Source organism: Palleronia abyssalis (genome assembly GCF_900302445.1).
In the GTDB taxonomy this organism is placed as follows: Bacteria; Pseudomonadota; Alphaproteobacteria; order Rhodobacterales; family Rhodobacteraceae; genus Palleronia; species Palleronia abyssalis.
Genome location: NZ_ONZF01000022.1, coordinates 1 through 12,890 on the forward strand (window position 1 = coordinate 1; position 12,890 = coordinate 12,890).

Genomic DNA, 12,890 nt, shown 5'->3' on the forward strand with positions numbered 1-12,890 from the left:
GCAGGCCAGCGGCGCCGACGGCCGCCATCGGTGATGATCTCGTAGTCAGACATAAGCACGTGCTTAGGCATATGCCTAAGCCTCCATGGTTATGCCCAGGTGTCCGGTCGAAACGGGGGCCAGTTCACTGGCGAGACCGCTCCGCGATCCATAGCCGTCGTCGTTAGGGCTCCATTAATTTCCGTATGCTTTCTGCTGTGAATGGATAGGCTTGCCAACTGGACTTGACACGCGCCGATTATCATCGTGATGGCGGTCGCCCTGGCCACGCCGCTTGGTATGGTGATCAGGCAGAATGCCCCGAAACCAGGTTCTCCTGTCGTAGTGGTGTCCGCACCCTGGAGCAGTGCAGTGCACGTGGCGGAGACCGCATCAGGCCGCTTGATCCTGCCGGGCCGTATTTCCTCGATCGGTCTGGTTCACTCGCCCGAGCCGGAGTTCCCCGCGCTACTTCGAAAGGCGGGAGCTTTGCTTGTTCTGGACGGACGTTTATCCGGCGCCCTATGCGCCTCGAACTGAGATAGTGCCTTGACCGATACGACCGATGAGACCGCTTCGACCTCGGTGATTTCTTCTCGGGCCCGCGCCATGCTAGCCTTCTGCTGGTTGCATGTTCCGCTCGTCTTCGCAGTCGCCTTGATGCGCGACATGCCGTGGATTCTTCCTGTGGCTGCCGCAGGATCAATGGCGGCCCTAGCGGCATTGGACCTCGCCCTCCCCCCCACACGCGGCCGGGTGACCTTGGCCTGTGCGCTGATCGCGCAGCCGGCAATCCTCGTCGGACTGATGGCCGGACATCCGTGGCAGGTCGACATGCACATGTATTTCTTTGCGATGATGGCGATCCTGTCGCTGCTGTTCGACGTCGGCGCGCTTCTCGCCGCGGCGGCGATCGTTGCGGTCCATCACCTTGGGCTGAACTACGCTTTGCCGACAATGGTCTATCCGGGCGGGACCGACCTGGAGCGCACGCTTCTGCACGCTGTCGTACTGGTGGTTGAGACGGCAGGGCTTGTCTTCATGGTGATGGGCCACCATCGTCAAGCTGCGGACATCCGGGCGGCGCAGGAGCGGGCGCTCGAAACTTCCGAAGCCGCACGCCTCGAGCAGATCGAGGCGACAAACCGAATTTCGACTATGCTATCCGCAGCGACTGCCGGCATTGGCGCTGTCGAAGAGAACAGCGCTCGGCTGAGTTCTCTAGCCAATAAAATGGCAGATGGCGCACGCCATCAGCATGGGTCAGTGCAGGCCGCCTCTTCCTCGATCGAGGAGATTACCGTCTCCATACGAACCACCGCAGACGAAGTCGCCACTACGGAGCGGAGTTCGACCAACGCGCTCGAAAGCACCAAGCGTGCTGAGAGCATCGTGGCTGAGGCCATCGCGTCGATGCAGGAAATCGCAAAGAGAATAACCATTGTCCAAGACATTGCGCGGCAGACCGACCTCCTGGCACTTAACGCCGCGGTCGAAGCCGCGCGCGCCGGTGCCCATGGTAGAGGCTTCGCAGTTGTGGCCTCCGAGGTTCGCAAGTTGGCCGAACGAGCGCAGTTGGCCGCCGCAGAGATTTCCACGCTGTCGGATAGTACCATGAGTGTTTCGACCCAGGCCGGCGAAATGTTGGGAAAACTGCTGCCGGAGATCGATCGAACGGCCGAGGCGAACCGGAACATAAGCGCGGCCATGCGCGAGCAGACGATCGGTGCGGAACAGATCCGTTCCTCTATCGGAGAACTTCAGCGGGTCATCGAACAAAGCGACGGTCTCGCCGCTCAGGCAGCCGAAGCCGCAAGTGACCTTGCCCGGCAGGCCGAGGAACTGAACGCTGTTGTCGTGAAGGACGACCACGCGAGCGGGACTTCTAGTGTCGCGGAAAAAGAACGGGACAAAGGATCGTACTTAGCTGCCGCGTGATCGCCAGCCTGTAACCATGGTCTGCCCGGCGTGCCTTCCGTAGCTTTCGTGCTCGAGGCAGCATAAATGGGCTTCGAAGCCATCATTCGCCACGCGCTGCCTGAACGGCGGTCTGGTACAGAAACTCCGCGCCAGAACCGTTCGGTCAAAAACGGTGGCAAGCGCCGGTGACACAAACGCCTGGGTTTTGACCGCTGATCGCTCCCTAGCGGACCCCAACACCACAGCCAGTTCAAGCGCACCTTGCTGGGGCCGAGCCTGACAACGCACCGTTCAGGTTCCGAGACCGAGCACGGGATAGAGCGATGCCACCAGCAAAGCCGCCATGGTGATGTTGAAGACCCTGAGCCGGGTGGCGTTCGACAGCCATTGCCGGACCACAGTCCCGAGCCATGCCCAGACCGAGATCGCCGGAAAGCAGACGAGCGCGAACGCACCGGCCACGATGACTACAGACAGCAGCGAGCGGTCGGGTGCGTAGAGCGTGATCGCAGACAGGCACATGGCCCAAGCCTTGGGGTTCACCCACTGGAAAGTCGCCGCTTGAAGAAAGGTCATCGGACGGCTGTTCGCGTCCCTCTCCTCCACCGGAGCGGCCGTCGCGATCTTGAATGCGAGCCAGAGCAGGTAGCCGACGGAAACGACCTTCAGCACGAGGTTCAGGGCGGGCACTGCGTCGAACAGCGCCATCAGCCCCGCACCTACGAGGAGAGCCATGATCGACACACCTCCGACGATGCCGAGCATGTGTGGAAGGGTCCGGCGGAAGCCGAAGTTCGCACCGGACGCCATCAGCATCAGGTTGTTCGGCCCCGGCGTGACGGTCGCGACGAATGCGAAGCCCAGAAGGGCGGTCAGGATAGCGAGGGTCATAGAGCGTGCCTCCTATAGTGCCTGTTCGCAACAATAGCGGGACAAGGTCGCAATATGTCGTCTAATCGACTATCATGGGAGATATATGCACAACGATTGATAGCCTATGGACGAAATAGACCAGAAAATATTGCGCGAGCTGCGGCGCGATGGTCGGATCAGCAACGTCGCTCTGGCTGAGCGCGTCAGCCTGTCTCCTTCGGCGTGCCTGAGGCGGGTTCAGGAGCTGGAGCGAACCGGAGTGATCCTCGGCTACAGGGTCGTGACAAGCCCAGAGCGGATGGGCCGCGGTTTTGCCGCCTACGTTATGGTCGGCCTCTCCTCCCATACCAAGGCGGCACAGGAGGGATTCGAGCGCGCTATGGCCGTCGCACCAGAAGTCGTCGAGTGCCATAACATAGCAGGGGCTTTCGAGTATCTTCTTCGTGTCGAGAGCGCCGATCTCTCGGAGTACAAGCGCTTTCACACGGAGGTGCTGGGCACCCAATCCCACGTCAACGCGATCACGTCCTATATCGTTATGGGATCACCTAAAGACGAGCGCGCCACTTAAACTGAACAAACAAGACGGCCTTGGTCGTGGGCCTTTATTCAAGTGCTGCCGAATGTCGTGGAAGAGCTTGGGGGCTGCCGTCCGCCGCGCACTGCCTGAACGGCCGGTGTCGGACAGAAACCCCATGCCAGAATAAGCTATTCAAAAACGGTATTATAGTCGATCCTCCATTCGGTGATCCGTTGACACGCACGCCATCGACAAGAACCAGGACGCATTGAGGCATTCTTGGCGCAGACTGTTGAACGCCTCGATGAAGGCGTTATCCGTGGGCTTTCCGGGGCGGGAGAAGAGAAGCTCGACCTTATTCAGATAGGCCCATTATCAAGTAGCTGGCCGCCGAACTCCGGACCATTGTCGACCCGAATGCTCCTGGGCTTTCCCCGGAGCGGGGCGATCCGGTCAAGCTCCTCGACGACCTGATATGCCCGGAAGTTAAAGGTGAGCCGGCGGCAGATCGCAGCGGGAATGTGCCTTGGGCCGGAACATATCCGACCGGTGGCGTTTTAGTTATCGGGAACCCTTTCCCGGGACCTGTTCTGACCCGAAATTTATGCAGGAGCCGCCATGCGCGCCGTCACCTATCACGGAACCGGAGATTTCCGCGTCGACACCCACGACGACCCCGTCATCGGACATGGCCGGGACGCGATCATCCGCGTGACCAGTACCGCCATCTGCGGGTCCGATCTCCACATGTTCAACGGCTTCATGCCCGAGATGAAGACCGGCGACATCTTGGGCCACGAGTTCATGGGCGTGGTCGAGGATGTCGGCCCAGAGGTCGGCAACCTCAAGAAGGGCGATCGTATCATCGTTCCGTTCACCATCAATTGCGGCCACTGCCACTGGTGCAGGAAGAAGGAGTTCTCCCTTTGCGATGAGACCAACCGCGAGTGGGAGAAGCTGGCGCTGGTGACCGGGCAGGCGGGCGCGGGGCTGTTCGGCTTCTCCCACCTCTATGGCGGATATGACGGCGGGCAGGCGGAATATGTCCGCATTCCCTATGCCGACGCGACACACATGAAGGTTCCCGACGGCCTGTCCGACGAACAGGTGCTTTTCCTGACCGACATATTTCCCACGGGCTGGCAGGCCGCTGTCAACGCCGAGGTCGGCCCCGGCGACACGGTGGCGATCTGGGGCGCGGGCCCGGTCGGCCTGTTCACCCTGAAATCCTGCCAGCTGCTCGGGGCGGAGCGGGTCTTCGTCATCGAGGACGTGCCGGAGCGTTGCGCGCTGGCCCGGGCACACGGGGCGGAGGTGATCGACCCCTCCGAGGTGAAGCCCTATGATGCGCTGATGGAGGCAACGGACGGGCGTCTGCCGGAAAAGGTCATCGACGCGGTGGGGCTGGAGGCGCACGGCTCCGGGATCATCGATACCGTCTACGACAAGGTCAAGACCGCCACCTTTCAGGAGACCGGGCGGCCGCATGTGCTGCGCGAGGCGATCATGTGCGCGCAGAAGGGGGGCATCGTGTCGATTCCCGGCGTCTATGCCGCGATCGTAGACAAGTTCCCGATCGGGGCGGCCTTCGCAAAGGCGCTCACGTTCCGGATGGGCCAGACCCATGTGCTGCAGCATACGCCGACGCTGCTTGAGCATATCCAGGAGGGTCGCATCGACCCGACCTTTCTGATCACCCATCGCGGCAAGCTCGACGAGGCACCGGCGATGTACGAGACCTTCCGCGACAAGAAGGACGACTGCATCAAGGTGGTGCTGACGCCCTAAGACGACGGCGGCGCGGGCGCGGGGCGCGCGCCGCTTAGTCCCGTGCGAGGATCTCTTCCACGACTACGAGGCCAATGCCTGCCGCTTCGCCCGTCCATTCGAAGGACTGAGAGTTATGCTCGACTGCCTCTGGTGGAGTGCCCCCACCGATGGCTACCGGATCGCCATTTTCGCCCCGCTCGAGAGGACCGGGTCGTGACGCGGGCGGTCGCCGTCATTCCAGCCCGCGATGAGGCGGATCGCCTGCTGAAGGCACTCTACTCCCTTCGACGCGAGGGTCTCGCCGCACTCGTGGTCGCCAATGGCTGCACCGATGCCACGGCGGAACTGGCCCGGGCCGAGGGAGCCACAGTCATCGAGACACCCGCGCTTGTAGGTGGTGTCGGTGCGGCGCGGGCCATCGGCCTCGAAGCCGCGTTGGATCGCGGAGCGCGCATTTTGTTCACCACGGATGCCGACTGCACACTCGCACCCGGCTGCGTGGCCGCGGTGGCGCGGGCGCTCGAGCGTGCCGATGCCGTCTTCGGCCGGGTCGTGCCTGAAAAGACCGAGTTCGCAAGCCTGCCGAGGTTGGTCCGACGGCACGGCTCCGCCGAGGACCGGCGCGACAGCCTACGGGCCCTGATCGCCTCCGCAGTCGCGAAACGCCAGTGGGACCCGTTTCCGGCGCACGGCCAAAATCCGGGTGCGCTGATCGCCTGGCGCGCCTCGACTTACCGCGCCGTCGGCGGCATCCATCCGGTATCGTGCCATGAGGACCGCCGGATGGCTGCCGCGCTGACCGGTCGTGGCCTTCGGATCGCGCGGCCGTGGGATGCCGTGGTCGTCGCCTCCTGCCGTCTGCGCGGTCGAGCACCCGGCGGAATGGCCGACACGATCGCAGAACGAACCCTCGCCGGCACGCGCCTCACTGCCAACGCCGTTGCCCTCGAACGCGAATGCGCGGGGCTCGAACAACGCCTGGCCGCATTGGTGCCCCGCGCCGACTGGCCAAGCCTTCCTTCACTGTCCACCAAAGGAGACGACAATGTTCCATCATTCCAGCAAGCTTCAGTATGAGGTACGGGTCGATACCCCCGACCCCGTTTTCGCCAAGTACCTCCAGCAGGCGATCGGCGGCATTGAGGGCGAGATCCGCGTGGCGATGCAGTACTTTTTCCAGGCCATGGGCGCGCGCGGAGATGCCAAGTACCGTGACATGCTGATGATGACCGCCACGGAGGAGTTGAGCCACATCGAGTTCCTCGGTCACGCAGTCGCGCTGAACCTCGAAGGCGCACCGGTCTCGGTGCAGGAAGAGGCTGCGAAGGACCCCGTCGTTCACGCGATCATGGGCGGGGCCAACCCGCGACATATTCTCAGCTCGGGGCTGTCGGCCATGCCCGTGAACGCCAACGGTGTGCCCTTCGACATGAGCCATGTCTATGCCACCGGCAATCTCGCCGCGGATATGATGGCCAACGCCACCGCCGAGTCGGGTGGGCGGGTCCTGGCCAGTCGCCTTTACAACATGACCGATGATGCCGGGATGAAGGAAATGCTGTCATTCCTCATCGCGCGCGACACGATGCACCAGCAGCAATGGCTCGCGGTGATCGAGGAGCTGGGTGGCTGGAACCAGCAGCTGCCGATTCCGAACTCGACGCCCGAAGAGCACGAGGCGACGGAGCACAGCTACTACTTCCTCAACACCTCGCTCGATGAGCCGACGCCCGAAGGGCGCTGGACCTCCGGTCGCTCCCTGGACGGTCGCGCCGAGTTCTCGGCGAAGGACAAGGTCGAGCCGCTCGGCCAAAAGCCCGATCTCGGCAAGGCCCGTCCGGGGACCGGCACGCAGACCGAACAGCAATGATCTCCCGCCCCCGGCACGACGCCGGGGGCGAGGTCCACAAGGACAATAGCATATGTTTTTCGACGACGAAGGCGCTTACTGGCATATCCCCGTAGCGGTTATCTTGGGGTTCTTGCTACTGCTCTTCCTGCTCCGGCTGTCCGGCAAGCGGACGGTCGCGCAGTTCAATATGTACGACATGATCCTGACCTTCACGGTCGGGTCCGTCCTGAGCTCCTTCATCATTCTCGACAATGTGGCCTTTCTCGATGCTGCGATCGCCTTAGCGTCCTTGATCGCCATGGATTACCTGATCTCTCTCGTCATCATGAAGTTTGATGGCGTCCGAAAGCTCGTGCGGTCGCAACCCGCGTTGCTGGTCTTCAAGGGAGAGCTGCAGCACGCGAACATGCGCCGGGAACGGGTTGTCGAGGACGAGGTCCTGATGTTCATGCGCCAGCGCGGCGTGGATCGGCTGTCGCATGTGTCCGCGATGATCCTCGAGCCGGCGGGGGACGTTTCGGTATTCAGCGACGCGCAGGATCACGGCGATGTCGCCAAGAGCCTGCAGAGATCCGGCGTGGACATTCCGAGCTAGGATCCACGCGCCGCGGGTCCTAATGACAGGCACGGGATTTTCTGCTCATGCAAAATACTGCGGGACGGCATTCGGTAAAATGGGCTCAAACCGGACTTTTGCCGCGCAAAGCGCGGATGACAGCTACGCTGCTTCCAGCACCAGCCTACGCCACTTGGCCATAAAGAAAGTGCGCCAAACATCGCGGAAGATCACAGTCAGCGCGACGCCCTCGCAGCTGCCGGGGTGGAACGCGTTTTCGCAGACACGATCACCGGGACGGCCCGGTCTCGGCCCGAGCTGGACCGGATGCTGAAGGAACTCCGGGACGGGGACGTGGTGGTTGTCACGAAGTACGACCGCCTTGCCCGGAGCCTGAAGGACCTCTTGGAAATCGTCGACCAGATCCAGGCCCGGGGCGCCGGGTTCCGTTCGCTCGGGGAGGACATAGACACCACCAGCCCGGCGGGCAGGTTGGTGTTTCACGTCTTTGCCAGCATCGCGCAATTCGAACGGGAGCGGATTGTGGAACGGACGAAGGAGCGCCTCGAGGCTGCCCGCAAGCGGGGGCGGATCGGTGGCAGGCCCCCTGCCCTGACACCCGCTCAGAAGGCCGAGGTGCGCCAGATGAGGGATGTGGAGCACCGCGCCATTCCGGAAATTGCAGCCCTCTTCGAGGCCAGTACCAAGACGATCCGGCGGGTGGTCTGATTGCACATGGCCCCAGGACCTGAAAGCGCGACCGAGGTCCTGGCCGGACTGGTAGAGCGGGTCACCTACCATAATCCCGACAACGGCTTCTGCGTCCTGCGGGTCAAAGCCCGTGGACATCGGGACCTGGTGACCACGGTCGGGCACGCGGCGATGATCTCAGCGGGCGAGTGGATCACTGCTTCAGGTATCTGGCTGAATGACCGGACCCATGGTCTGCAGTTCAAAGCGCACTTCCTGAAAACCTCTGCGCCATCCAGCATTGACGGTATTGAGAAATATCTCGGCTCAGGCATGATCAAGGGGATCGGTCCGGTCTACGCCAAGCGGCTGGTGAAAGTGTTTGGCAAGGACGTCTTCGACATTATCGAGGAAACGCCAGAACGGCTGCGCGAGGTCGAAGGCATTGGCCCCAAGCGCGCTGACAAGATCACAGCCGGATGGGCCGACCAGAAGGTGATCCGCGAGATAATGGTGTTCCTGCACCAGCATGGCGTGGGCACGGCCCGCGCCGTTCGGATCTTCAAAACCTATGGCACAGATGCCGTCCAGGTCATGAGCGAGAACCCTTACCGCCTCGCAAAGGACATTCGGGGGATCGGGTTCCGCACCGCCGACTTGATCGCCGAGAAGCTCGGGATCGAGAAAACCGCCATGATCCGGGTCAGGGCCGGGATCTCTTTTGCACTGACAGAGGCCATGGGGGAGGGGCATTGCGGCTTGCCCCGCGTGGAACTGGTCGGGCTGGCCGGAAAACTGCTCGAGGTCCCTGCCCCGCTGATCGAGGGCGCGTTGGCCGAGGAGCTTGCGGAGGAGACGGTCACACTGGACCGGGTAGGTGACGCGGACTGCCTCTTCCTGACCGGGCTTTACCTGGCCGAGCGTGGCATCGCCGAGCAAGTCCGGCGGCTCCACGCCGGCCCCCTGCCCTGGGCCGAGATCGACGCAGACAAGGCGCTGCCCTGGATCGAGCAGAAGACGGGTCTCACCCTCGCCGCCAGCCAAGCCGAGGCCATCCGGCTGGCGTTGCGTTCGAAGGTCATGGTGATCACGGGCGGACCAGGCGTGGGCAAGACGACCATCGTCAATTCGATCCTGCGCATCCTCGCCGCGAAACGAGTGAAGCTCTTGCTCTGTGCCCCCACCGGCCGGGCCGCGAAGCGCATGACGGAAGCCACTGAGATGGAGGCCAAGACCATCCACCGGCTTCTGGAGTTCGACCCCAAAGTCTTCGGGTTCAAGCGCGACCAGGAGGACCCGCTCGAGTGCGACCTGCTTGTCATTGACGAAGCCTCGATGGTCGACGTGATGCTGATGCAGTCGCTTTTGAAGGCCGTTCCGGACCATGCCGCCCTTCTCGTCGTAGGCGCCATCGACCAACTCCCCTCCGTGGGGCCCGGCCAAGTTCTCGCCGACCTCATCGGCTCCGACGCCGTGCCGGTAGTGCGGCTGACCGAGGTGTTCCGCCAAGCGGCCCGGAGCAAGATCATCACGACCGCACACGCAATAAATGCTGGGCGTATGCCGGATCTCGCACCCCCGGACGGGGAAGCGGATTTCTACTTCGTACCGGCTGCCGACCCCGAACAGGCGGTGCCACACATCGTCGATCTGGTTTCCAGGCGTATTCCGCGCCGGTTCGGATTCGATCCGATCAAGGACATCCAGGTTCTATGCCCAATGAACCGGGGCGGCGTCGGGGCCCGATCCCTGAATATCGAGCTTCAGGCCTCCCTGAACCCGGCCGGCGAAAAGAAAGTCGAGCGGTTCGGCTGGAGCTTCGCCCCCGGCGACAAGGTCATGCAGATCGAGAACGACTACGACAAGGGTGTCTACAACGGCGACATTGGCATGATCGAAGATGTCGATCTGGACGAGGGTGAGGTTGCGGTGACCTTCGACGTTCGCACGGTCAGTTTCGTGTTCGGTGAGCTCGACACGCTGGTTCCGGCCTATGCCGCTACGATCCACAAGAGCCAGGGCTCTGAATACCCTGCCGTGGTCATCCCGGTCATGACCCAGCATTACGCGATGCTCCAGCGGAACCTGATCTACACAGGGGTCACCCGCGGAAAGAAGCTCGTGGTCCTCGTCGGCCAGAAGAGGGCCGTGGCCATTGCGGTCAAGAACGCCTCGGGGCGGAAGCGCTGGTCCAAGCTGGATGAGTGGTTAAGCGATGATGGGGCGGCGACCGCCATACGTTCCTGATCACAGGTAACCCCGTTTACGTTTGGCCGACGCCAACGCGGCGAGCGCGTCTACCGCTCGTCCCTCGTCCGGATGATGCTCTATCCTGACCTGCCCGGAACTCCCGATGCGACCCCATTCTCGGACCAGGGACGCACCTCCGAACAAATCCCGCTGGACCACCATCATGTAGAAGCGGCGCATGTTTCGGGACGTGTCCTCACGCCGCAAACGCATTTGGTCGGGGAAGATCTCGATCTGCATAGATAGCAAGATATGTCGTGGAAAGGCGCTCGAAAAGCGCAATTTGCGGCCGGGCGCGGCTCCCAACTTACATGCCCCAGGTGGCGTGTCACACGAGATTCATACGAGGGAGCCACCGACCAGCCCGGCGGCATCATCAGTTCCGTGGCTATCGTTCTGGCAAGGGACCCAGGCGTGAGTCGGCCATCGGGTTCTTCACGTGTGGACATTGATGCCGCAATCCGCTCCGGGGAAACCTCCTGCTAGAGGAGCATCGAGATGAGGCCGCACACGTCGTGCATCAGAAACTCCGGATCGGCTCCACTTCGGAACCCTTCAATAGAAGACCTCGATGGGAGCCGCGGTGGGAATATGCACGGCTGGCGATCTCGGGGTAGAACTTTTGGACCCAGCGAAAGACGGTGGCCCGGTCCATGACACCGCGCTCCGCCAGCAGATCGGAGACATCCTGGTACGAGAGTGGAAACCGGCAGTACCAGCGCACGGCCAACAGAATGACGCCCCGCGGGGACCGGTGGTACTTGAACGGATCGCGGCGCATGGCATGCTCCCTGTACCTTGATGGTTAAAATCAGCATCGCCGCCCGGTGGTCAGCAATGCAACAGTTCCCGACGGAGATCAGGACAAACCCCGAGGCGTCGCGGGCATCCCCCCTGCCATACAGCGACGCCCCTGTTTTCATACGGAAAACCGAATCAGGTTCGGGGGTTGCCCAAATCCTGGTTGTCGGCCTCGTCCTCGGCGCGGTCGCGCACCCGACGCACTGCGTCCTCGGCCTCCGAGCGGGCCGCCGACGCGGCGCTGTGGTCACCCGGGGCAGTCTCGTCGGCCTGCCCGCGCTTTTCGTCGGCCACGTTCTGGACCTCTTCGCCAGCGGCCTGCGCGACCTTCTTCGCCTTCTCCGACTCCTCGCGGAAGATCCGCTCGGCCTCGTCCATCAGGGCGTCGCTCTGCTCGCCCAGGTAACGATCCTCGGTCCGGCTGCGCGGCAGGCCACCGGCCAGCGCGGCGCCGACGGCCAGCGCGATTGCGCCCGCCACCAAGGGCTGCTCTTCGAAGAAGTCGGCCGCTCGGTCAGCGCCTTTGCGCGCCTGACGCGAGGCCGAGTCGCGCGCCTCCATCGCCTGGCGACGGGCACGCACGACCCGATCTCGCGCCTCGGCGTTCATGTTCTCGGTGCCGCGGGACAGGCGTGCCTGCATCCGCTCGGCCCGCGCGCGTGTAGCGGCGGCCCGTGCCGAGGCGCCGTCGCGCATCCGGCGCGCGCCGTCGGACACCGATTGCCCGGCATCCCGCGCAGCACCTGAAGCACGATCCCGCATCCCCGGCCCGCTATCTTGGTCGAACTCCGCGGGCGTGACGAACTCGTCGGGATCGGGCCGCGCCCAGTCGGGCTCGGTCCGGGCGGCGGGGTGCAACGGCTCGTCAAGCCGCATCGGCGTCTGGGCGGCATGATCTGTGTGGGCAACGCGGTCGTTGCGATCGCGGCCCTGCCCGAAGATCAGCCAGCCGAGACCGACGCCGGTCACCGCCAGCGCCAGCGGGTTTTCCTTCACCGCGCGCTGGACCGAGCGGCCGATTTCGCCGCCATTGTCGCGCAGATGCGTGCCGATCTGGCGAACGACGTAATCGGCATCGAACCGGCCCGTCAGTTCGTTCAGGGTGTCATCCAGCCCCGAACGCTCTTTCTCGATGTCGCGTTCGATATCTTTCGAGGATCTCTCGCTCATTTCGCGGCCTCCTTCACGGTTTCGGCGTCGCGGCGGACGTTGGTTGCGGTGCGCGTCGGCGCAAGGCTGCGCGCTTTCAGGCCGTTCTTGCCCTTCGACAGGAACGCGAAGGCGATGATCGCGAAGACGACGGCGACGATCAGGGACGACCATCCGACGCTGAGGCCCAGGATATTGCCGACCCAGCCAACCAGCGCGGCGGACAGGGTGTTCAGCGCCACGATGGCGAAGACCAGCGCAACGGCCAGCGCGATCAGTGCGCCGACGGCCTTGTTGATGTTCTCGCTGACCTCGGTGCGGGCCAGATCGACCTCGCTGCGAACCAGGCTGGACATGTGGGTCAGCGCTTCGCGCACTAGTCCAAGCGTGGACTGGTTGTCGGTGTCTGACGTCAGCACTCATGGGACAGATTTGAGGTTTTCGTAACGGAGGATTTCTGGATCATCGCAGCCATTAAGGAGCGAAGATGAACCAGAAATCCGGAACATCGAAGGACGCGGCTGATAAGC

Annotated in this window: 12 protein-coding genes and 2 pseudogenes; 8 read left to right on the plus strand and 6 right to left on the minus strand. The window is 63.1% G+C overall.

Going from position 1 to position 12,890, the window contains the following annotated elements; genetic code table 11:
• Positions 1 to 528 precede the first annotated feature (528 nt).
• On the plus strand, positions 529 to 1,917 hold the full coding sequence (locus PAA8504_RS21320) for a methyl-accepting chemotaxis protein (protein ID WP_108896142.1): 1,389 nt from the start codon (positions 529 to 531) through the stop codon (positions 1,915 to 1,917).
• A gap of 273 nt (positions 1,918 to 2,190) precedes the next feature.
• Here the strand turns inward: PAA8504_RS21320 and PAA8504_RS21325 are convergent, their stop codons facing one another.
• Complete coding sequence (locus PAA8504_RS21325) at positions 2,191 to 2,790, minus strand: LysE family translocator (RefSeq protein ID WP_108896143.1); 600 nt, start codon at positions 2,788 to 2,790, stop codon at positions 2,191 to 2,193.
• A 106-nt stretch (positions 2,791 to 2,896) separates the two neighbouring features.
• Between PAA8504_RS21325 and PAA8504_RS21330 the strand changes: the two genes are divergently transcribed.
• The gene (locus tag PAA8504_RS21330) at positions 2,897 to 3,343 is read left to right on the plus strand and encodes an Lrp/AsnC family transcriptional regulator (RefSeq protein ID WP_108896144.1); all 447 of its coding nucleotides are present in this window, start codon (positions 2,897 to 2,899) and stop codon (positions 3,341 to 3,343) included.
• Positions 3,344 to 3,495: 152 nt separating this feature from the next.
• Here PAA8504_RS21330 and PAA8504_RS21335 read toward each other — a convergent pair.
• Positions 3,496 to 3,765: pseudogene (locus PAA8504_RS21335) on the minus strand (integrase core domain-containing protein); the annotation flags it as partial.
• Positions 3,766 to 3,910: 145 nt separating this feature from the next.
• Here PAA8504_RS21335 and PAA8504_RS21340 point away from each other — a divergent pair.
• The 6 genes from PAA8504_RS21340 to recD2 all read left to right on the plus strand — a co-directional run bounded on the left by PAA8504_RS21340 (position 3,911) and on the right by recD2 (position 10,407).
• Complete coding sequence (locus PAA8504_RS21340) at positions 3,911 to 5,080, plus strand: zinc-dependent alcohol dehydrogenase (protein WP_108896145.1); 1,170 nt, start codon at positions 3,911 to 3,913, stop codon at positions 5,078 to 5,080.
• Between the two features lie 195 nt (positions 5,081 to 5,275).
• Entirely contained in the window at positions 5,276 to 6,139 is an 864-nt protein-coding gene (locus PAA8504_RS21345; protein ID WP_181375916.1) for a glycosyltransferase family 2 protein, read from the plus strand.
• Positions 6,108 to 6,932 carry a manganese catalase family protein gene (locus PAA8504_RS21350; protein ID WP_108896147.1) on the plus strand — a complete coding sequence of 275 codons (825 nt, stop codon included), beginning with the start codon at positions 6,108 to 6,110 and terminating at the stop codon, positions 6,930 to 6,932. Before PAA8504_RS21345 ends, PAA8504_RS21350 begins: the two co-directional genes overlap by 32 nt.
• A 52-nt stretch (positions 6,933 to 6,984) precedes the next feature.
• Positions 6,985 to 7,509 (plus strand): DUF421 domain-containing protein, encoded by a 525-nt coding sequence (locus PAA8504_RS21355; protein ID WP_108896148.1) that lies wholly within the window; start codon positions 6,985 to 6,987, stop codon positions 7,507 to 7,509.
• A gap of 180 nt (positions 7,510 to 7,689) precedes the next feature.
• Positions 7,690 to 8,199, plus strand: coding sequence for a recombinase family protein (locus PAA8504_RS21360; RefSeq protein WP_108896149.1), 510 nt, complete (start codon positions 7,690 to 7,692; stop codon positions 8,197 to 8,199).
• 6 nt (positions 8,200 to 8,205) lie between these two features.
• Complete coding sequence (gene recD2 / locus PAA8504_RS21365; RefSeq protein WP_108896150.1) at positions 8,206 to 10,407, plus strand: SF1B family DNA helicase RecD2; 2,202 nt, start codon at positions 8,206 to 8,208, stop codon at positions 10,405 to 10,407.
• On the opposite strand, the gene PAA8504_RS21370 is transcribed toward recD2, so the two are convergent.
• The 4 genes and pseudogenes from PAA8504_RS21370 to PAA8504_RS21385 all read right to left on the minus strand — a co-directional run bounded on the left by PAA8504_RS21370 (position 10,408) and on the right by PAA8504_RS21385 (position 12,779).
• On the minus strand, positions 10,408 to 10,650 hold the full coding sequence (locus PAA8504_RS21370) for a WGR domain-containing protein (protein ID WP_108896151.1): 243 nt from the start codon (positions 10,648 to 10,650) through the stop codon (positions 10,408 to 10,410).
• 343 nt (positions 10,651 to 10,993) lie between these two features.
• Positions 10,994 to 11,191, minus strand: a pseudogene (locus PAA8504_RS21375) (IS6 family transposase); the annotation flags it as partial.
• A 155-nt stretch (positions 11,192 to 11,346) separates the two neighbouring features.
• Complete coding sequence (locus PAA8504_RS21380; RefSeq protein ID WP_108896152.1) at positions 11,347 to 12,381, minus strand: DUF3618 domain-containing protein; 1,035 nt, start codon at positions 12,379 to 12,381, stop codon at positions 11,347 to 11,349.
• Positions 12,378 to 12,779: a phage holin family protein gene (locus PAA8504_RS21385; RefSeq protein ID WP_306419555.1), complete on the minus strand. Its 402-nt coding sequence runs from the start codon at positions 12,777 to 12,779 to the stop codon at positions 12,378 to 12,380. The genes PAA8504_RS21380 and PAA8504_RS21385 overlap by 4 nt, the downstream gene beginning before the upstream one ends.
• Positions 12,780 to 12,890 lie beyond the last annotated feature (111 nt).

Coding starts and splice junctions, on each gene's coding strand:
- PAA8504_RS21330 (WP_108896144.1), top strand. CDS start 2,897: ATGGACGAAATAGACCAGAAAATATTGCGCGAGCTGCGGCGCGATGGT.
- recD2 (WP_108896150.1), top strand. CDS start 8,206: ATGGCCCCAGGACCTGAAAGCGCGACCGAGGTCCTGGCCGGACTGGTA.
- PAA8504_RS21380 (WP_108896152.1), bottom strand. CDS start 12,381: ATGAGCGAGAGATCCTCGAAAGATATCGAACGCGACATCGAGAAAGAG.
- PAA8504_RS21340 (WP_108896145.1), top strand. CDS start 3,911: ATGCGCGCCGTCACCTATCACGGAACCGGAGATTTCCGCGTCGACACC.
- PAA8504_RS21370 (WP_108896151.1), bottom strand. CDS start 10,650: ATGCAGATCGAGATCTTCCCCGACCAAATGCGTTTGCGGCGTGAGGAC.
- PAA8504_RS21325 (WP_108896143.1), bottom strand. CDS start 2,790: ATGACCCTCGCTATCCTGACCGCCCTTCTGGGCTTCGCATTCGTCGCG.
- PAA8504_RS21350 (WP_108896147.1), top strand. CDS start 6,108: ATGTTCCATCATTCCAGCAAGCTTCAGTATGAGGTACGGGTCGATACC.
- PAA8504_RS21355 (WP_108896148.1), top strand. CDS start 6,985: ATGTTTTTCGACGACGAAGGCGCTTACTGGCATATCCCCGTAGCGGTT.